This window comes from Halomonas salinarum (assembly GCF_012062845.1).
Lineage (GTDB): Bacteria > Pseudomonadota > Gammaproteobacteria > Pseudomonadales > Halomonadaceae > Onishia > Onishia salinarum.
The window spans coordinates 23812-41808 of record NZ_WWNB01000011.1 but is presented as its reverse complement, the minus strand read 5'-3'; the positions used below and the strand labels follow the sequence as shown (position 1 = coordinate 41808).

15 protein-coding genes are annotated in these 17997 nt (G+C 64.2%); 8 read left to right on the top strand and 7 right to left on the bottom strand.

Annotation, left to right across the window (positions count from 1 at the left end; translation table 11 throughout):
- Positions 1 to 137: 137 nt before the first annotated feature.
- Together HF027_RS09360 and HF027_RS09355 are read right to left on the bottom strand one after the other, a co-directional pair.
- On the bottom strand, positions 138 to 860 hold the full coding sequence (locus tag HF027_RS09360; RefSeq protein WP_168015032.1) for an LrgB family protein: 723 nt from the start codon (positions 858 to 860) through the stop codon (positions 138 to 140).
- Positions 857 to 1234 (bottom strand): CidA/LrgA family protein, encoded by a 378-nt coding sequence (locus HF027_RS09355; protein WP_168015184.1) that lies wholly within the window; start codon positions 1232 to 1234, stop codon positions 857 to 859. Before HF027_RS09355 ends, HF027_RS09360 begins: the two co-directional genes overlap by 4 nt.
- Before the next feature lie 250 nt (positions 1235 to 1484).
- Between HF027_RS09355 and HF027_RS09350 the strand changes: the two genes are divergently transcribed.
- Positions 1485 to 2537, top strand: a complete 1053-nt coding sequence (locus HF027_RS09350; RefSeq protein ID WP_136255646.1) for a class I fructose-bisphosphate aldolase — start codon at positions 1485 to 1487, stop codon at positions 2535 to 2537.
- 156 nt (positions 2538 to 2693) lie between these two features.
- Here the strand turns inward: HF027_RS09350 and tkt are convergent, their stop codons facing one another.
- On the bottom strand, positions 2694 to 4703 hold the full coding sequence (tkt, locus tag HF027_RS09345; protein ID WP_168015030.1) for a transketolase: 2010 nt from the start codon (positions 4701 to 4703) through the stop codon (positions 2694 to 2696).
- A gap of 341 nt (positions 4704 to 5044) precedes the next feature.
- On the opposite strand from tkt, the gene metK reads away from it, so the two are divergent.
- Both metK and ahcY read left to right on the top strand, forming a co-directional pair.
- Positions 5045 to 6265: a methionine adenosyltransferase gene (gene metK / locus HF027_RS09340; protein ID WP_168015028.1), complete on the top strand. Its 1221-nt coding sequence runs from the start codon at positions 5045 to 5047 to the stop codon at positions 6263 to 6265.
- Positions 6266 to 6449: 184 nt separating this feature from the next.
- On the top strand, positions 6450 to 7859 hold the full coding sequence (gene ahcY / locus HF027_RS09335) for an adenosylhomocysteinase (RefSeq protein ID WP_245184625.1): 1410 nt from the start codon (positions 6450 to 6452) through the stop codon (positions 7857 to 7859).
- Between the two features lie 18 nt (positions 7860 to 7877).
- On the opposite strand, the gene HF027_RS09330 is transcribed toward ahcY, so the two are convergent.
- Entirely contained in the window at positions 7878 to 8423 is a 546-nt protein-coding gene (locus tag HF027_RS09330; RefSeq protein ID WP_168015026.1) for a TetR/AcrR family transcriptional regulator, read from the bottom strand.
- A gap of 142 nt (positions 8424 to 8565) precedes the next feature.
- Between HF027_RS09330 and HF027_RS09325 the strand changes: the two genes are divergently transcribed.
- The 3 genes from HF027_RS09325 (at position 8566) to HF027_RS09315 (ending at position 11056) form a co-directional block, all read left to right on the top strand.
- Positions 8566 to 9228 (top strand): glutathione S-transferase family protein, encoded by a 663-nt coding sequence (locus HF027_RS09325; protein WP_168015024.1) that lies wholly within the window; start codon positions 8566 to 8568, stop codon positions 9226 to 9228.
- A gap of 178 nt (positions 9229 to 9406) precedes the next feature.
- Positions 9407 to 10225 (top strand): UDP-2,3-diacylglucosamine diphosphatase, encoded by an 819-nt coding sequence (locus tag HF027_RS09320; RefSeq protein ID WP_168015022.1) that lies wholly within the window; start codon positions 9407 to 9409, stop codon positions 10223 to 10225.
- A 72-nt stretch (positions 10226 to 10297) separates the two neighbouring features.
- Complete coding sequence (locus tag HF027_RS09315) at positions 10298 to 11056, top strand: AraC family transcriptional regulator (RefSeq protein ID WP_168015020.1); 759 nt, start codon at positions 10298 to 10300, stop codon at positions 11054 to 11056.
- Here HF027_RS09315 and HF027_RS09310 read toward each other — a convergent pair.
- On the bottom strand, positions 11017 to 11958 hold the full coding sequence (locus HF027_RS09310) for an AEC family transporter (protein WP_168015018.1): 942 nt from the start codon (positions 11956 to 11958) through the stop codon (positions 11017 to 11019). The genes HF027_RS09315 and HF027_RS09310 overlap by 40 nt on opposite strands.
- Positions 11959 to 12113: 155 nt before the next feature.
- Between HF027_RS09310 and yddG the strand changes: the two genes are divergently transcribed.
- Positions 12114 to 13034, top strand: a complete 921-nt coding sequence (gene yddG / locus HF027_RS09305; RefSeq protein ID WP_168015016.1) for an aromatic amino acid exporter YddG — start codon at positions 12114 to 12116, stop codon at positions 13032 to 13034.
- Between the two features lie 233 nt (positions 13035 to 13267).
- The gene (gene metF, locus HF027_RS09300; RefSeq protein WP_168015014.1) at positions 13268 to 14110 is read left to right on the top strand and encodes a methylenetetrahydrofolate reductase [NAD(P)H]; all 843 of its coding nucleotides are present in this window, start codon (positions 13268 to 13270) and stop codon (positions 14108 to 14110) included.
- Between the two features lie 195 nt (positions 14111 to 14305).
- Here the strand turns inward: metF and HF027_RS09295 are convergent, their stop codons facing one another.
- Together HF027_RS09295 and HF027_RS09290 are read right to left on the bottom strand one after the other, a co-directional pair.
- Complete coding sequence (locus tag HF027_RS09295) at positions 14306 to 16501, bottom strand: TRAP transporter permease (protein ID WP_168015012.1); 2196 nt, start codon at positions 16499 to 16501, stop codon at positions 14306 to 14308.
- A gap of 83 nt (positions 16502 to 16584) precedes the next feature.
- Entirely contained in the window at positions 16585 to 17619 is a 1035-nt protein-coding gene (locus HF027_RS09290) for a TAXI family TRAP transporter solute-binding subunit (protein WP_168015010.1), read from the bottom strand.
- Positions 17620 to 17997: the final 378 nt, after the last annotated feature.

Sequence of the window (17997 nt, the reverse complement as noted above, 5' to 3'; positions counted from 1 at the left end):
CACTCACACGAAAATCACACGAAAACGGAAGAACGCGCCCGTCGGGTACGCTCGAGGCAACAGAGGGGCGATTCTAGCGCAAAAGCGTCCACCCTGCAGGGCGGAGGGCGCCAGGCAACTGTCTGGTTAACGACTCGCTAGAGGCCAAGCAGTTGCCAGGCCAATGGCAGACACAGGGCCGTGAGGATGCCGGTCAGGCTCATGCCCAGTGAGGCGAAGGCGCCAGCGGTGGGGCTCATCTCGAAGGCGCGCACGGTACCGATGGCGTGACCGTTGACGCCCAGCGCGAAGCCGAGGATGCGATGATCACGAATGCCCAGAGGTGCGGCCAGCAGGCTGACCGCCAGGGTCGCCATCACGCCGGTGATCAAAAGCCCGCCCATCAGCAGCGGCACCGAGCCGTGCAGCGCCTCGATGATGCCCAGGGCGATCGGCGCGGTCACTGACTTGGGGGCCAGCGAGGCCATGACCTCGGGGCTGGCACCCAGCGCCCAGGCAAGCGCCACCGAATAGCAGCAGGCCAGTGCCGCCGCCGGGGGCAGGCTCAGCGCCAGCGGCTTCCACAGTGCCCGGATGTGATGCAGCTGCTGGTAGAGCGGGACACCGAGCGCCACCGTGGCCGGACCCAACAGCAGCATCAGCCAGTCGGCACCGCGTTGATAATCGGCCACGTCGATGGATAGCCCCCACAGGCTGGCGGCGACCAGCAGGGCGGCGATCAGCACCGCCGGGCACCAGCTGGGGCGCCCGAGGCGCTCGACGAGCCATAGCGCAACGAGATAACCGGCGAGCGTCAGGCCGATGGCCGACAGCGGGCTTGCCATCAGGGCCTCACGCAGCTCGATCAGGGCGGCGCTCATGAGGAGGTCTCTTGAGGCGTTTCTGTACTGGGCGCTGCGGGCATGCAGCGGCGCATCAGCAGAAGCGTGGTCAACACGCTGGCGAGTGTGCCGCCCACCAATGCCACCGCCACGGCAAGCCACTGGCCGGCGAACTCGTCGGCGACGAAGAACACGCCGACCACGCCAGGCATGATCAGCATCGCCAGCAGGCCGATCAGCGGCTGGCTGGCGGCGGCGATATCCTCGAGTCGCCCGATACGCAGCATCAAGGAGGCGGTCAACAAGAGCATGCCGACCACGCCCGCCGAAATGGGCAGGTCGAGCAGTACGACCAGCGACTCGCCAGCGAGCCAGAACCCCGTCAGCCACAGAAACCCTCGCAATAATGCGATCACCACCTGCCTCCTGAATGCCCTCTTGTCGGGTCGATATGATGCCTCGAGTGGCGAGAAAAATCTCTTGGTCATCGGCTGAAGCGTTGGACGTGAAGCGCCTGATGGCTGTACGCAACGGGAACAGGCGGGTCAGATTAGAGGCGGGAGTGTGCAAAAAGTCAGGTGAGAACCTTCCGGGTGCTTGTGGTCGCGACGCTGCTGGCTACCATGAAGGGGCATCCATTTCTGCCGCAAGGAGCGAATTACCATGAGCGAGACCGCCAAAATTCTCGGCGATGAGGCGAGCTACCTGCTGGAGCACCGCTGCAGCACCATTCCCCACGAGCAGCTGCACCTGCCGGGACCGGACTTCATCGACCGGGTCATGACCGATAGTGACAGGAGCCCTCAGGTACTGCGCAACATGCAGGCGCTGTACAACCATGGCCGGCTGGGCGGTACCGGTTACCTGAGTATCTTGCCTGTCGATCAGGGCATCGAGCATTCGGCGGGTGCCTCCTTCGCGCCCAACCCGCTTTATTTCGATCCGGCCAATATCGTCGAGCTGGCCCTCGAGGGGGGCTGCAATGCCGTGGCCTCGACGCTTGGCGGGCTCGCCTCGGTGGCCCGGCGCTACGCTCACCGGATCCCCATGATCCTGAAGCTCAACCACAACGAGACGCTGAGCTACCCGGCGATGTATGACCAGACGCTATTCGCCCAGGTCGATCAGGCCTTCGACATGGGCTGCGCCGCGGTGGGGGCAACCATTTACTTCGGGTCGCCTGAAAGTCGTCGTCAGATCATGGAGATCAGCGAGGCCTTCGAGCGCGCTCATGAGCTTGGCATGGTCACCGTGCTGTGGGCTTATCTGCGCAACCCGGACTTCAAGCAGGATGGCACCGATTATCACCTGGCCGCCGACCTGACCGGCCAGGCCAATCATCTGGCCGCCACACTCAAGGCGGATATCGTCAAGCAGAAGCTGCCCGAGACCAACGGTGGCTACCGCGATATCGGCTTTGGCCATACGCACGACAAGGTCTACAGCGAACTGACCAGCGACCATCCCATCGATCTCGCTCGCTACCAGGTGGCCAACTGCTACCTGGGCCGCGCCGGGCTGATCAACTCCGGCGGCGGCTCCAAGGGCGCCTCAGACCTTGGTGAGGCGGTGCGCACGGCGGTCATCAACAAGCGCGGCGGTGGCATGGGGCTGATCTCCGGTCGCAAGGCCTTCCAGAAGTCGATGGCGGAAGGCGCCCAGCTGCTCAATGCCATCCAGGATGTCTACCTGGACCCGCAGGTGACAATCGCCTGAGGGGCGAGAGCCGGCGGCGGCTGTCTTCCGGACAAGACGTCCGGGAACAGACGTCCAGAAACGAAGAAGGGCACGGCGTTCGCCGTGCCCTTCTTTATTCCACTCTGTGTCTGCCACGGTTACCCCGTGGGGTAGCTGTGATGCCGACGTCGTGCCTTATTCGGCTTCGGCGGCGTCGTCCAGTAGCTGCTCGGCTTCGGTCACCACATTCTCGACGGTGAAACCGAATTCCTTGAACAGGTCGCCGGCCGGGGCGGACTCGCCGAAGCTGTCCATGCCGATGATGCGGCCCTCGAGGCCCACGTACTTGAACCAGAAGTCACGGTGGCCGGCTTCGATGGCGATGCGCGCGCCGACTTCCAGCGGCAGCACCGCTTGGCGGTAAGCGGCGTCCTGGGCATCGAAAACGTCGGTAGACGGCATCGATACCACGCGCACGCCCCGGCCCTGCTCGCCAAGCTGGGCGGCGGCATTCATGGCCAGGCCGACTTCGGAGCCGGTGGCGATCAGGATCAGTTCCGGCGTGCCTTCACAGTCCTTGAGGATGTAACCACCGCGCTGGATGTTGGCCAGCTGCTGCTTGTTGCGGGCCTGGTGGTCCAGTCCCTGGCGGGACAGCACCAGGGCGGTGGGGCCTGAATGGCGCTTGAGGCCGGCGTGCCAGGCGGCAGCGGTCTCGACGGCATCGGCCGGGCGCCAGGTCGACAGGTTCGGCGTCGAGCGCAGGGTGGTCAGCTGCTCGATCGGCTGGTGGGTCGGGCCGTCTTCACCCAGGCCGATGGAATCATGCGTGAACACATGGATGGCGCGCTGCCCCATCAGGGCCGCCATGCGAATGGCATTGCGCATGTATTCCGAGAAGATCAGGAAGGTCGCGCCATAGGGCACGAAGCCGCCATGCAGGGCGATGCCGTTGATAGCGGCCGCCATGCCGAACTCGCGCACCCCGTAGTGCAGGTAGTTGCCGCCGGGTTCGTCCTGGCTGATTACCTGGGCGCCCTTCCAGAAGGTCAGGTTGGACGGTGCCAGATCGGCGCTGCCGCCGAGCAGTTCGGGCAGCTGCGGGCCCAGCGCGTTGAGGACGCCCAGCGAGGCCTTGCGCGAGGCGATGCTCTCGCCCTGCTCCTGTGCCTGCTCGATCAGCGCTTCGCTGGTCAGGTCGCGGGGCAGTTCGCCCTTGATACGGCGGGTGAATTCGCGGGCCTCGGCCGGGAAGGCCTCGGCATAGCGGGCAAAGCGGGCGTTCCATTCGGCTTCGCGCGCTTCGCCGGCCTGGGTGGCGTCCCAGCCCTGATAGATACCCTCGGGCACATGGAAGGGCGCATGGGGCCAGTCGAGCTGGATGCGGGCCGCGGCCACTTCGTCTTCGCCCAGCGCCGCGCCGTGGCACTCTTCCTTGCCCTGCTTGTTGGGTGCACCGAAGCCGATGATGGTCTTGCAGACGATCAGGCTGGGGCGGTCGTCGTGGCTCTTGGCGAGCTCAACGGCAGCCTTGATTTCTTCGGGCTTGTGGCCGTCGACATTGGGAATGACATGCCAGCCGTAGGCCTCGAAGCGTTTGGCGGTATCATCGGTGAACCAGCCTTCGACTTCGCCATCGATGGAAATGCCGTTGTCATCGTAGAAGGTGATCAGCTTGCCGAGGCCCTGCGTGCCGGCCAGCGAAGCGACTTCGTGAGAGACGCCTTCCATCAGGCAGCCATCGCCGACGAAGCAGTAGGTATGGTGATCGACGATGGTGTGGCCGTCGCGGTTGAACTGCGCCGCCAGGGTGCGCTCGGCGATGGCCATGCCCACGGCATTGGCCAGGCCCTGACCCAGCGGACCGGTGGTGGTCTCGACGCCCGGCGTGTAGCCGAGTTCGGGGTGCCCCGGGGTCTTGGAGTGCAGCTGGCGGAAGTGCTGCAGGTCCTCGAGGCTCAGTTCATAGCCTGTCAGGTGCAACAGCGAGTAGACCAGCATGGAGCCGTGGCCGTTGGACATCACGAAGCGGTCGCGATTGGCCCAGTTCGGATTGGCCGGGTTATGGCTCATGAAGTCGTTCCAGAGGACTTCGGCGATATCGGCCATGCCCATGGGGGCACCGGGGTGGCCAGACTTGGCCTTCTGCACGGCGTCCATGGACAGCGCGCGAATGGCATTGGCCAGTTCGAAACGGGACGGCATTGAAAAGCTCCTCGCCTGCGGCGATCAGGCAACGCCCGGGCGGCTCCGCGCGGCAGGCGGGCGGCTCGAGCATGATGGCGGAATGGCACCGCGGCATGCGGCACGCTGGATTCAGGGAGCGTATTGTCGCCGAGAAGGGCGCAACCATCAATTGCCGCGCCTCGCGAGCTTCTAGGAACCGATGACCGCTGTGGTGTAGAATCCCGCTCCCGAGGCCTCTTGGCCCGTCGCGCGTTCCGCCTGCCATGCGCAAAGGCAGGCGGTGATGCAGCTTCAGCCGCCGTGCTGTGCCCCCCACGCCGTTATTCAAAGGCCGTTATTGATAGAGGGTCGAGGACGCCATGAGCGAATACTCCCTGTTTACTTCCGAATCCGTGTCCGAAGGGCATCCGGACAAGATCGCTGACCAGATTTCCGACGCGGTGCTGGATGCCATCATCGCGCGCGACAAGCAGGCGCGCGTGGCCTGCGAGACTCTGGTGAAGACCGGCGTGGCCATTGTGGCCGGCGAGATCTCCACCACGGCCTGGGTCGACCTCGAGGATCTGGTGCGCCAGGTCATCCTGGATATCGGCTACACCTCCTCCGACGTCGGCTTCGACGGCGAGACCTGTGGCGTGCTCAACCTGATCGGCAAGCAGAGCGTCGATATCGCCCAGGGTGTCGATCGCAGCAAGCCTGAAGATCAGGGCGCCGGTGACCAGGGGCTGATGTTTGGCTATGCCACCAACGAGACCGATTCCTACATGCCGGCGCCGATCCACTACTCGCATCGGCTGGTCGAGCGTCAGGCGGAGCTGCGCAAGAGCGGCATGCTGCCCTGGTTGCGCCCGGACGCCAAGAGCCAGGTCACCTTCCGCTACGGCGCCGATGGCAAGCCGGTGGCGGTGGATGCGGTGGTTCTGTCCACCCAGCATGACCCGGAAATCGACCAGGCCGAGCTGCGCAAGATGGTCAAGCGCGAGATCATTGAGCAGGTGTTGCCTGCCGAGTGGCTGACCGAGACCACCCAGTACCACATCAACCCGACCGGCAAGTTCGTGATCGGCGGCCCGGTGGGGGACTGCGGCCTGACGGGGCGCAAGATCATCGTCGACACCTACGGCGGCATGGCCCGTCACGGTGGCGGCGCCTTCTCCGGCAAGGACCCGTCCAAGGTCGATCGCAGCGCCGCCTATGCCGGCCGCTATGTGGCCAAGAACATCGTCGCCGCTGGCCTTGCCGACAAGTGCGAGATCCAGATCTCCTACGCCATCGGCGTGGCCGAGCCGACCTCGGTGTCGGTCGATACCTTCGGTACTGGCAAGATCAGCGAGGCCAAGATCATCGAGCTGGTGCGCGAGCATTTCGACCTGCGTCCCAATGCGATCACTCGCATGCTCGATCTGCTGCATCCGATGTATCGGCTGACCGCCGCCTATGGCCACTTCGGCCGTGAGCCGTTCGAGTCGAGCTATGAATGGACCGACGTCAATGGCGAGGTGATGACCGAGACCTTCACGGCCTTCCCCTGGGAGAAGACCGACAAGGCCGAGGCGCTCAAGCGCGCTGCCGGCATCTGAGCCAGCAGTGATGTAGGCGCTTGATGGGACCCGCTTCGGCGGGTCTCTTCGTTTTTGCCCTTGGTGTCAGGTTTGTGCCACGGTGCCTCGGCCGGCATGGTGAGAGTCGGATAAGCCGCCTATATTAGGGGCAGTACCGTGGTTAGGTACCAGTAACGTCCCGCTTAGCTGACCGAGGTGTTGCATGACTCGACCCGCCATGTCCGCTGTGCCCGCCGGCGACCATAAAGTCGCCGATTCCTCCCTGGCCGATTGGGGCCGCCGCGAGATTCGCATCGCCGAAACCGAGATGCCGGCGCTGATGAAGATCCGCGAGAAGTACCGCGCCGCCCAGCCGTTGGCCGGTGCGCGAATCAGCGGCTGTATTCACATGACCATCCAGACGGCCGTGCTGATCGAGACCCTGGTGGCGCTGGGGGCCAGCGTGCGCTGGTCGTCCTGCAATATCTTCTCGACTCAGGACCATGCCGCCGCCGCGATCGCTGCGGCGGGCATCCCGGTGTTTGCCTGGAAGGGCGAGACCGAGGAAGAGTTCTGGTGGTGTATCGAACAGACCGTCGAGGGCCCCGATGGCTGGGTGCCGAACCTGGTGCTCGACGATGGCGGCGATCTTACCGCCCTGCTGCATGAGCAGCGCCCCGAGCTGCTCGAGGCCATCCACGGCATCTCGGAGGAGACCACCACCGGCGTTCATCGCCTGCACGAGATGCTGCGCGATGGCAGCCTCAAGGTGCCGGCGATCAACGTCAACGATGCCGTCACCAAGTCGAAGAACGACAACAAGTACGGCTGTCGCCACTCCTTGTCCGATGCCATCAAGCGCGCCCTCGATCACCTGTTGGCCGGCAAGCAGGCGCTGGTGGTGGGCTATGGCGATGTCGGCAAGGGCTCGGCGGCCTCGCTGCGTCAGGAGGGCATGATCGTCAAGGTCAGTGAGATCGACCCGATCTGTGCCATGCAGGCCTGCATGGACGGCTTCGAAGTGGTGTCTCCCTACCGCGAAGGCCAGAACGGCGGCACCGCCAGTCTCGATACGGCAATGCTTGGCAAGATCGACCTGGTGGTCACCGCCACCGGCAACATCGACGCCTGCGACGCCCCCATGCTCGAGGCCCTCAAGAAGGGCTGCGTGGTGTGCAATATCGGCCATTTCGACAGCGAGATCGACACCGCCCATATGCGCCGCCAGTGGCACTGGGAAGAAATCAAGCCGCAGGTCCACAAGGTCTACCGCGACAGCACCCCGGGCGCCTTCGATCCCGAAAGTGGCGACTACCTGCTGCTGCTTGCCGAGGGCAGGCTGGTCAATCTGGGCAATGCGACCGGCCATCCTTCACGGATCATGGATGGCTCCTTTGCCAACCAGGTGCTGGCCCAGATCCACCTCTTCGAGAGCCGCTTCGCCGATCTGTCGCTGGAAGCGCGTCGTGCGGCGCTGACGCTGTCGGTGTTGCCCCGTCATCTGGATGAAGAAGTAGCCCGCTACATGGTCGAAGGCTTTGGTGGCGTGATTACCCAACTGACCCAGGCGCAGGCGGACTACCTGGGGCTAGCCGCAGAGGGCCCCTTCAAGCCGGACAGCTACCGCTACTAGCGAGGCATGACTCGCGCGTCAGGCATCCTCGGCGATGGCCAGGCCCCGGCAGGCCGCCAGCACCTCCTCGGCCAGGGCATCGTCACTGAGGGTGCGAGCAATCGCCATGCCGCCGATCAGGGTGACGGCCTGTTGCAAGGCGCGTTCGCGAGCCCCTATAGCGCCATCGGCCTGCTGGCAGCGAGTCACGAAGCCCGAGAATAGTCGGGTGTAGGCGTCACGGACGCTGTCGTCCTGCTGGGCAACGTCGCTTACCAGGCAGGCGAGCGGACAATTGATGTCCAGTCCTTGGCGGTGGGCTTCGCTCAAGTAGCCGAACACGCGCTGTTTGGGCGTAGCGTTATCAAGTTGGTCGATATTTGCGTGGGCGGCATGCTGTAGCGCCGCACTATAGAGTTCTCCTTTGGAGAGGAAGTGAGCATAGAAGGCGCCGCGGGTCAGGCCAGCATGGCGCATCACCTCGTCGATGCTCACCCCAGCGAATCCCTGCTGGGTGAACAGGGCAGCGGCGGCCTCCAGGATGCGTTGACGAGTACGCGGTTTGTGATCGTCGCTCCACGGCATGGGGGCTTTGCTCCTCGGCTGATTGAAGGCCCTGAGGTGCACCAGGGCATGGGGGCAATATGGCATGAAGGCACTATATGTTCTTGAACATATAGTGTCGCGGGCTAGCCTGGCAGTATCCCCCTCCGATGGAGCGATACCGATGGCGACTTCCGTGCATATCATCGGCCCCCAGTTCAGTACCTTCGTGCGCAGCGTTCAGCTGTGCTGCGAGGAGAAGGGCATTCCCTACACCCTCGGCACTGAAAGTGAAGGCCGCCCCTTGGTGATGCACTCCTCCGAACACTTTGCCCTGCATCCCTTCGGCAAGGTGCCCATTCTGCTGCATGGCGAGCGGCGCCTGATCGAGACGCCGAGCATCTGCCGTTATCTGGATGCGGCCTTCGACGGACCCGCTCTTCAGCCTGAAGATCCCTGGCAGCGGGCACGGGTCGACCAGTGGACCGGAATACTCGCGCTCTACGTGGATCAAGCACTGGTGCGTCGCTACCTGCTGGAGTTCGTGTTTCCCAAGGGCGAGAACGGGGCCGTCCGCGACGAGATGGTGGCTGCGGCTCAACCGGAGGTGGTCCGCATGCTGGGCCTGCTGGAAGAGGCGTTGAGCCAGGGCGACTACCTGGTCGGCGATGACTTCACGATTGCCGATGCTCTTGCCGCGCCGATGCTCGACTATCTCGCCGGCATGCCCGCCGCCAAGGACCTGTTGGCCGAGACGCCGCGCCTGATGGCCTATATCGAGCGTCTGAGGGCCCGGCCTGCCGCAGCCAGGGTGTTGGTGGCGCCGGAGCTGCCGCTCGTGTCTTAGCCGCCTTGGCCCAGCGCGTTGCCAAACGATCGGTGGGGGAGTCGCCGGTCTAGCCTGAGGAGCCCGGCTGCTGGGCCGATTCCGGCATTCGCAGACTGTCACGGCATCGTCACCGCCGCGCCATTGAAGCGTCATGGCGCGGCGACATCATGGGTGGGCGTTCGAAGGAGGCCGCCCCATGACTATCCCGCCGATTGCCCCGACCGACCCCCGCACCCTGTTCATCTCTGATCTGCACATGGGCACGCCAGACTGCCAGGCCCAGCTACTCGACAGCCTGCTGCGCCGGGTGCGTCCCAAGCGACTCTATCTGGTCGGCGATATCATCGATCTGATCGCCATGCGCAAGCGGGCGGTACTGCCGAGTGCCCAGCAGCGGCTGATGGCGCGGATACTGCGCCTGGCCCGTGGTGGCTGCGAGGTGATCTACATTCCTGGCAACCACGATGCGGCCATGCGTCGGCTGTGTGGTCTCAGACTCTATAACGTGCGCATCGAGCGCCGGGTGATTCACGCGACCGCCGATCACCGGCGGCTGTTGGTCAGCCACGGCGATGAGTTCGATACCCATGTGCGCATGGCCCCCTGGCTGATGGCGCTGGGTGATGGCATGCACCAGTTTCTGCTATCGCTGAATCGCTGGTGCAATCACAGCCGTCGCCTGCTGGGACTGCCCTACTGGTCGCTGGCGGGGGCCTTGAAGCGCCAGGTGGGGGCGGCGCGCCGCTACGTCGAGCAGTTCGAGCAGGCGGCGATGCATCAGGCGGCGCGGGAGGGACTCGATGGCTATATCGGTGGCCATATTCACAAGGCCGGCTTCGCGACTCGCCCGGGCGTTCTCTACTGCAATGACGGTGACTGGGTCGAACATTGCACGGCGCTGATGGAGGATCGTGACGGTCGTCTCAGCCTGATCGACTGGGAGGGCCGGGTGATCGGCGTGGAGCCTGTGGTAGAGCCACGCTCCATGGAGGCAGGGTCGTTGGCGAGCGCCTGATCGCACAAGCGCATGAGCCGCGAGGCCTTGTGCGGCGCTGGGGCTGTGCTTCAATAGGGCAGGAGGTTTTTCATGCCCGCAACCGATACTCAAGCGTCTCCCTTAGTCGCCGTGCGGTCCTATCCGGATCGTGTACTCAGCGATCGTCATGGCTATCACCAGCTGTTGCTGGGGCTAGAAGGCTGTGTCGAGCTGGAGGTGTCGGGTCGCAGTCGCCGGGTCGCGCCTGGGGTGCTGGTGCCGATCCCCTCGGGCGATACGCATCATTACCTGGCGCCGAGGGATAACCGCACCCTGGTCGTCGACCTGCCGGTGGCCTGGTGTGAGTCGCTGGCCCTGGAGGAAGTGCTGACTCGCGATGCGCGGCGCCTGTCTCCAGTGCTAATGAATCAGGCCCGGCGACTCAGGGAAGCTGATCCGACGGCGCTGGCGGCCTGGCTCGGCGGTGCCTTGAGTCCGCCGTCGAAGACGGTCGGCGAGCCGCGCCTGCGCTTGTTACATCTGCTACCCGAAATCGAGGCCGACCTGGCCCGGCGCTGGCGGGTCCGCGATTGGGCGGCCCGTTGCCATATGGCCGAGGCGGCCTTCGCTCGCCAGTTCCGTGCCCTGACCGGCCGCTCCCCCCATGCCTGGTTGCTCGAGCGTCGCCTCGAGCGGGCCGAGACGCTGATGGTCGAGTCCTCCGCCAGCCTTACCGAGATCGCCCTGGCCTGTGGCTTCGGCGATGCCGCGCATTTTTCGCGTACCTTTCGTGATCGCCATGGGCTATCGCCGCGGTTCTGGCGGCAGACTCAGCCCCTCGCTAGTAGCGCGAGCAAGCCTTCCAGATAGAGGGGCATCACCAAGGGGGCCATCAGGGTGCTGGCAAGCACCGCCAGTGCCGCCTTTTCGGCCCGGCTGCCAAGTTCCATGGCTACCACCACCAGATTGGCGGCCATCGGCACCACGCCGATCAGCAGCAGCGCCAGGGCCAGCTCTTCGTCGATCCTAAGCAATGCCTGTAGCGCCAGCACGGCACCGAGGCTGACCAGCGGCCAGAGCGCGAAGCGCACCGCCAGCGCGGCGCCGATGAACCCCGGGTCCAGCTCCTTCAAGCTGACGCGGCCCAGGGTCATGCCGATGATCATCATGCCAAGCAGGGTATAGGTGGGCGGAAAGACCTCGATGCCCTCCATCAGTGCCGCCGGCAGCGGCAGCGACAGGCCGCTTGCCACGAGGGCTGCGAGGAAGGCGTAGATCAGCGGCAGACGCAGGATCTTGCCAAGGCTCTCGCGCACCGAGAAACGCCCGCGAGCACCGATATAGAAGCCCAGGGTGAATTCATAGAGGTTCATGCCAAGCAGGCAGAAAAGATATTGAGTCACGCCCTCAGGCGACAGCAGCACCATGGCCACCGGTAGCCCGAAATAGCCGGTATTGGCGGTGCCGGCGGAGAAGGCCAGCAGCGAGGCCTCCTCGCTTGGGAAGAAGCGGCGAGCCAGGCGACCCACGATCAGACACATCACGCTTGAGGTGACGAAGACCCCCAGCGTCAGCAGCAAGTAGGCGGGGGTAGGGCCACCCAGTACCAGGCCGCGGAAGACCGTCACCGGGGCGATGACGTAGATCAACAGGCTGGCGATGGGGCGCGGGTCGAGGGACAGCCCGCGGGCACAGAGCACGCCCAGGCCGACGAAGGCCAGCAGCATCCACAGCGGCGCCAGAAGGGTGGCGCCAAGGTCGAGCTCTGCCATCGGTATCTCCTGATGTAAAAGCCTCATGATGCCTTGTCATCGCCCAGCTGTCAGGCTGAGCGCACCGCCTGCAAAGGGTCAGAATTCGACAAGTGATCGGGGCCTGTCTCTGCCAGGCTACGCCTGATGTTTATGCCGCCTTCAGGAGCGATGTCATGACCGGCCCCGACACCCACAATCCGCGCGCCACCGCCATCGGCGCCACCACAGTGCTCAACTGGGCGCTGCTGGCGGCCCTGACCCAGCTGGCCGGGCCGGTGCCGCCGTTTCTGCTCACGGCCTTGTCCTTTGCGGTGGCTTTCGTCTGTTTCGCTGTCTGGCTTCGGGCGCGCGGCGAATCGCTCAAGGTGGCGTTGCGGCTGCCGCCTGCCGTCTGGGCGCTTGGGGTCGGCGGGCTCTTTGGCTATCACGCCCTCTATTTTGTCGCCCAGCAGAATGCTCCGCCGGCCAACGCCGGGCTGATCAGCTACCTGTGGCCATTGCTGATCGTGTTGTTCGTGGGGCTGCTGCCAGGGGAGCGCTTGAAAGTGGTGCATGTCCTCGGTGCCTTGCTGGGGTTTGCCGGTGCCGCCTTGCTGATCGGCGGTGATGTCTCGGGGAATGGCTCTTTCCTGGGGTACGGGGCGGCGATCGCCTGCGCCTTTCTGTGGAGCGGCTATTCGGTGCTGTCGCGGACCATGCGACAGGTGCCGACCGCGGCGGTGGGTGGTTTCTGTCTTGTCACCGCGCTGCTTGCCGGGCTGGGCCATCTGCTGTTCGAGGCGACTCGCTGGCCGGAGGGGCTAGGCTGGCTTGGCGTGCTGGGGCTTGGCCTTGGTCCGGTGGGTAGTGCCTTCTTCACCTGGGATCTAGGCGTCAAGCATGGTGACCTGCGCCTGCTGGGGCTGTTGTCCTACTTCACGCCTCTGCTCTCGACCGTGGTGCTGATCGCCTGCGGTTATGCACAGCCAAGCGGCTCACTGACCCTGGCGGCAGGGCTGATCACACTGGGCATGCTGATCGGCAGTGGCTGGCTGCGCTGGCCGCCACGGCGCAGGGCGGTGGAGGCGCAGAAAGGCCCCCAGGCGCGCCGCTAACGTGGCCCCCTCAGGTCTGGCTCGGTGCCAACATGAATCAAATTGATATGGATGGCGTGAAACTTTCATTAGTCGCGGCTCAATCCGGGCGGCACAATGAGCGCATCTCAAGGTCTTTCGCTTCTCTACTCCGGATTTTTGCCCAGCCCTTACGGGCATTCATGGAGTGGGCGAGACCATGAACAAAACGACAGGCAGCGTCGCCGGCCAGGCGACCGACGAGGGTTGAGTCCATGAGCGCAGTCGAGCATCCGCTAGGTATCAGTTTCGAATTCTTTCCGCCCACGACCGACGCGGGGAAGGAGAAGCTGCTTGGTGTGCGTGATGCCCTGGCCGCCCGTGAGCCCCGCTTCTTCTCGGTGACCTATGGTGCCGGTGGTTCGACCCAGGCGCGCACGACCCAGACCGTCAATACGATGCGCCAGTCCGGCATCAACACCGCGCCGCATATATCCTGCGTCGGTAGTGACAAGGGGGCCCTGCGCGAGCTGCTGGCCCAGTATCGCGAAACCGACATCAATAGCCTGGTGGCCCTGCGTGGCGACCTGCCCTCGGGCATGGGCGGCACCGGTGAGCTTCGCTATGCCAACGAACTGGTCGAGTTCATCCGCGAGGAGACGGGCGATCACTTCGAGATCGCCGTGGCCGCCTACCCGGAGAGCCATCCGCAGGCGCCGAGCTTCGAGCGTGACCTCGAGAACTTCGCGCGCAAGGCCAGGGCCGGCGCCAATCTCGCCATTACCCAGTATTTCTTCAATCCGGACGCTTACTTCCACTTCGTCGAGAGGGCCCGCAAGCTGGGGGTCGAGGTGCCGATCATCCCCGGCATCATGCCCATCACCAACTACACCAAGCTGGCGCGCTTTTCGGATGCCTGCGGGGCCGATATCCCGCGCTGGATGCGCAAGCAGCTTGAAGCCTATGGTGATGACAGCGAGAGCATCCAGGCCTTCGGCGAGGAAGTGATTACCCGTCTCTGCGAGCGGCTGCTCGATGGCGGTGCCCCGGGGCTGCACTTCTACACCCTCAACCAGGCCCAGGCCTCGCTCAAGGTGCTGGATAACCTGAGGGCATAGGGCTTACATGCGCCTTGGCATGAGCCGGGCACTTGATCCCGGCGCCTGTCAGATGATCACTCGCACCGTGTCATGTGATTGAGCACTCAGGTAGAGACACAACGAAACGGGGCCCCGCCATGGCGGGGCCCCGTTTTATTTTTGCAGCGCTATATGAGGGCAGCTAACCGCTCCCCGGTGGGGAGCGGTCTGCGGTCAGGATGTTGCGGTCGCGCTGTTGCCGCCGGCCCCCTTGCTGCGTTGCAGCAGGAAGATGGCGACGCCGATGGCGATACCGGCGAGGTCGGTGATCAAGCCGCCGTAGATCATGCACACGGCACCGGCCAGCAACGCCAGGCGGATCAGGCCGTTCACATGGCCGAAGAACCAGGCTTGTACCGAGCCCGCCAGCAGCACGATGCCAAGCGTCGCGGTGATGCCGACCCTGAGGATCTGCAGCCAGGAGCCTTCCATCAGGATGCCCGGGCTGTAGAAGAACATGAAGGGCACGATGTAGGCGGCCAGGCCGATCTTGAACGAGGTCACCGAGGTCTGCATGGCGTTGGCGCCGGAGATACCCGCGGCCGCGTAGGAGGCAAGTGCCACCGGCGGTGTGATCGCCGAGACCACCGCAAAATAGAACACGAAGAAGTGCGCGATCAGCGGCTGGATGCCGATGTCGATCAGGCCGGGGGCCACCACCGATGCCGCCACCGCATAGGCGGCCGTGGTCGGCATGCCCATGCCCAGCAGGATCGAGATACACATGGCGAAGAACAGCGCCAGCAGCTGGCTGACGCCGGCCAGGCCGAGCAGCAGCGATGAGAAGCGCGCGCCGACGCCGGTCAGCGAGATCACGCCGACGATGATGCCGGCACAGGCACAGACGGCGATGATCTGGATGGCCATGGTGCTGGCCAGTTCCATCGCCTTGAGGATGGCACGGATACCCATCTTGTTGGGCGAGATCCAGCTCACCACGGCGGCCGAGGCGGTGGCCAGGGTGCCGGCGCGAATCACCGAATAACCCATGAAGAGGGCCGCGATCAGGATGATGATCGGTGCGAACAGGTAGACCTGCTTGACCAGCTTCGAGAACAGCGGGATCTCGTCCTTGCGCATGCCGCGCATGCCCTTTTGGGCCGCCTCGAAGTCGACCATGAAGTAGACCGAGGCGAAATACAGGATCGAGGGGATGATCGCGGCAATGGCGATCTCGGTATACGGGATCCCGGTGATCTCGGCCATGATGAAGGCGCCGGCGCCCATGATCGGCGGCATGATCTGACCGCCAGTGGAGGCGGCGGCCTCGATAGCGCCGGCACTGCGTGCCGGGTAGCCGACCTTCTTCATCAGCGGGATGGTCAGCGAGCCGGTGGAGACCACGTTGCCGGCGCTGGTGCCATTGATCATGCCCATCAGGCCGGAGGCGAAGATCGCCACCTTGGCGGGGCCACCCCGGGCACGACCGGCAGCGGCAAAGGCGAAGTTGACGAAGTAGTCACCGACCTTCGAGGCCTGCAGGAAGGCGGCGAAGATGATGAACAGAATGATATAGGTCGACGATACGGCAGTGGTCGGACCGAGGATGCCGGCGTCGGTATAGACCTGGCTGAAGAAGCGGCCCACCGAGAGCCCCGGGTAGCCGAGGAAGCCCGGCAGGTAGGGGCCAGCGAACACATAGGTGAGGAAGACCGCGGAGATGATCACCAGCGCCAGGCCGGCGACCCGACGGGTCAGCTCGAGAATCAGCAGCGAACCGGCGATGGCCGCATAGGAGATGCCAATGGGGGCAAAGGTGGTGCCGGTCGACATGCGCAGCGGCGAGTTGTACATGACCAGGAAGTAGCCGGCGCTTGCGATGGCGCAGATCATCAGCACCAGGTCCGGCGCACTGATGCCGGTGCGCACCTGACGGGTGGCCCAGGACAGCACGATGGCGGCACTGGTGGCGACGAGCAGCGGCAGGCCAAAGTGCCAATGCTCGACCGCGGGCTCGATGCGCATGGCCTCGCCGGCCATGGTCTGCTGCATCAGCAAGACCTGGATAAGCGAATAGAGGGCCGGCAGCAGCAAGGCATAGCCGAGTATCCGGATGCCACGGCTGCTGGCCGGGTTGCTGTCATCGGCGAAGCGAGTGCCAGCATAGAGTCCATAGCCGAGTACCAGGGCGCCGCAGATGTGCACGATCCGAAACGACCAGGTCTCGAGCGGATAGATGTTCAGGGAGACCAGATGGAAGGTGGAATACAGAACGGCTGCGATGCCGAACAACCACCATTGCCAGCCGGTGAAGAGGCGACGGTTGGATTCGATGACATCCTCGTCGACGCCCTGGGCGATAGACTCGGGCTCTTTGCTCGAGGGTGAGTTCGCCTCGGACGCAGGACCCTGTGGTGATGACTTGCTCATGGGAGGTTCACCCTTGAGTGAGAGGTGAGGCCCCGGCCCTTCAGATGCAGGCCAGGGCCGGGAGGATGGTGCTTGTCAGCGGATCACTTGATCAGCGCGGGGTCGATCTCGTAACCGTTCTCTTCGTACCAGCGTGCAGCGCCCGGATGGAACGGCAGCACCTGGTTCTTGCCGACGTTTTCCGGAATGGTGGTTGCGGCACTGCGGTGCACCGACATCATCTTGTCGTTGTTTTCCATGGTGATCTTGGTCGCTTCGTAGACCAGATCTTCCGGCAGGTCACAACCGGCGATGGCGAAGTTCCACATGGAAACGGCATTGGCATCTTCTTCCAGGGTGGAATAGGTGCTGGCCGGAATGGTGAACTCGGACACCGGGAAGGCGGCAGTGGCCTTGTCCTGCTCTTCTTCGGTGAACTCGATGATGTTGACGTCGGTCTGCACCTCGAGCTGGCTGACGGCCGGAATCGGGATGCCGGCGGCGAAAGCGATGACATCCACCAGGCCGTCCTGCAGCTGGCCACCCAGGTCGTTCCAGCCACCGTTGCGACGCTCAAAATCGACGCCCAGCTCCTCGAGGATCAGCGGGAAATAGGTGTCTGACGTGGAGCCGGCCGGGCCAAAGCCGATGGTTGCGCCATCCGGAATCTCGCTGATCGAGTCAATGCCGGAGCTTGCCAGTGTGGCGATCGAGAACGGGGTCTCATACATCGGGAACATGGCGCAGACGTTATCCATCTTCAGCCCCGGTGCCAGCGGGCTCTTGCCGTTCACCGCATCGGCGGCCGGCCCCATGGTGGCAAGGCCGAAGGCGATTTCGCCGCTGTGCACCAGCGCCAGGTTCTGGGTCGGGCCGCCGGTGATCTCGCCACCGCCGGACAGGCCGAGCTCGTCGGCGATCAGGTTGGCCCAGCCGGAACCGTAGACGAAGTAGGTGCCACCCTGGCTGGCGGTACCCACGGTGAAGCTCTCCGGCCATTCGCTGCGGTCGGCTTGAGCGGCGCTGACCATCATCAGGCCACCCAGCATCACGCCGGACGCAAGGGCCAGGCGGCGGGCAGTATGGCGCTTGGGAGTAAGCGTGGAAGCGGCCTTGGAAGAGTACTTGTGAGCTGACATGCGACGTCCTCTTTTGTTGTTGCCTTGGGATAATCGTATTGGCGCTCTAGTTAGAGCAATCCACATGCCATATGAGCTATATCGCCTTTTATATCATGATGTTGAAAAAATCGTTTCCGACCAAGGTCGAAAAGGTATGAAGGGTGTTTGTCTGGAGTTCCGCACAAGTGTCGGCTCTGTGGTGTGCGGATTCACGCACGCAGCCGTCGTGGCCGCGCGCACCTAGAGCAATCACCGCGAGTGTCAGGCGTCGACGCCTCATGATCCGCCGCGCATCACCGAACCACGCGTGCGTGGCCACCGGCCGTCGCGTAATCAGGCATCAGGAGGGACGATGAAGCAGGGCATCGAGCCCGGGGGTCATGAAAAAGGACCGCC

Coding starts and splice junctions, on each gene's coding strand:
- HF027_RS09360 (WP_168015032.1), bottom strand. CDS start 860: ATGAGCGCCGCCCTGATCGAGCTGCGTGAGGCCCTGATGGCAAGCCCG.
- HF027_RS09350 (WP_136255646.1), top strand. CDS start 1,485: ATGAGCGAGACCGCCAAAATTCTCGGCGATGAGGCGAGCTACCTGCTG.
- tkt (WP_168015030.1), bottom strand. CDS start 4,703: ATGCCGTCCCGTTTCGAACTGGCCAATGCCATTCGCGCGCTGTCCATG.
- metK (WP_168015028.1), top strand. CDS start 5,045: ATGAGCGAATACTCCCTGTTTACTTCCGAATCCGTGTCCGAAGGGCAT.
- ahcY (WP_245184625.1), top strand. CDS start 6,450: ATGACTCGACCCGCCATGTCCGCTGTGCCCGCCGGCGACCATAAAGTC.
- HF027_RS09330 (WP_168015026.1), bottom strand. CDS start 8,423: ATGCCGTGGAGCGACGATCACAAACCGCGTACTCGTCAACGCATCCTG.
- HF027_RS09325 (WP_168015024.1), top strand. CDS start 8,566: ATGGCGACTTCCGTGCATATCATCGGCCCCCAGTTCAGTACCTTCGTG.
- HF027_RS09320 (WP_168015022.1), top strand. CDS start 9,407: ATGACTATCCCGCCGATTGCCCCGACCGACCCCCGCACCCTGTTCATC.
- HF027_RS09315 (WP_168015020.1), top strand. CDS start 10,298: ATGCCCGCAACCGATACTCAAGCGTCTCCCTTAGTCGCCGTGCGGTCC.
- HF027_RS09310 (WP_168015018.1), bottom strand. CDS start 11,958: ATGGCAGAGCTCGACCTTGGCGCCACCCTTCTGGCGCCGCTGTGGATG.
- yddG (WP_168015016.1), top strand. CDS start 12,114: ATGACCGGCCCCGACACCCACAATCCGCGCGCCACCGCCATCGGCGCC.
- metF (WP_168015014.1), top strand. CDS start 13,268: ATGAGCGCAGTCGAGCATCCGCTAGGTATCAGTTTCGAATTCTTTCCG.
- HF027_RS09295 (WP_168015012.1), bottom strand. CDS start 16,501: ATGAGCAAGTCATCACCACAGGGTCCTGCGTCCGAGGCGAACTCACCC.
- HF027_RS09290 (WP_168015010.1), bottom strand. CDS start 17,619: ATGTCAGCTCACAAGTACTCTTCCAAGGCCGCTTCCACGCTTACTCCC.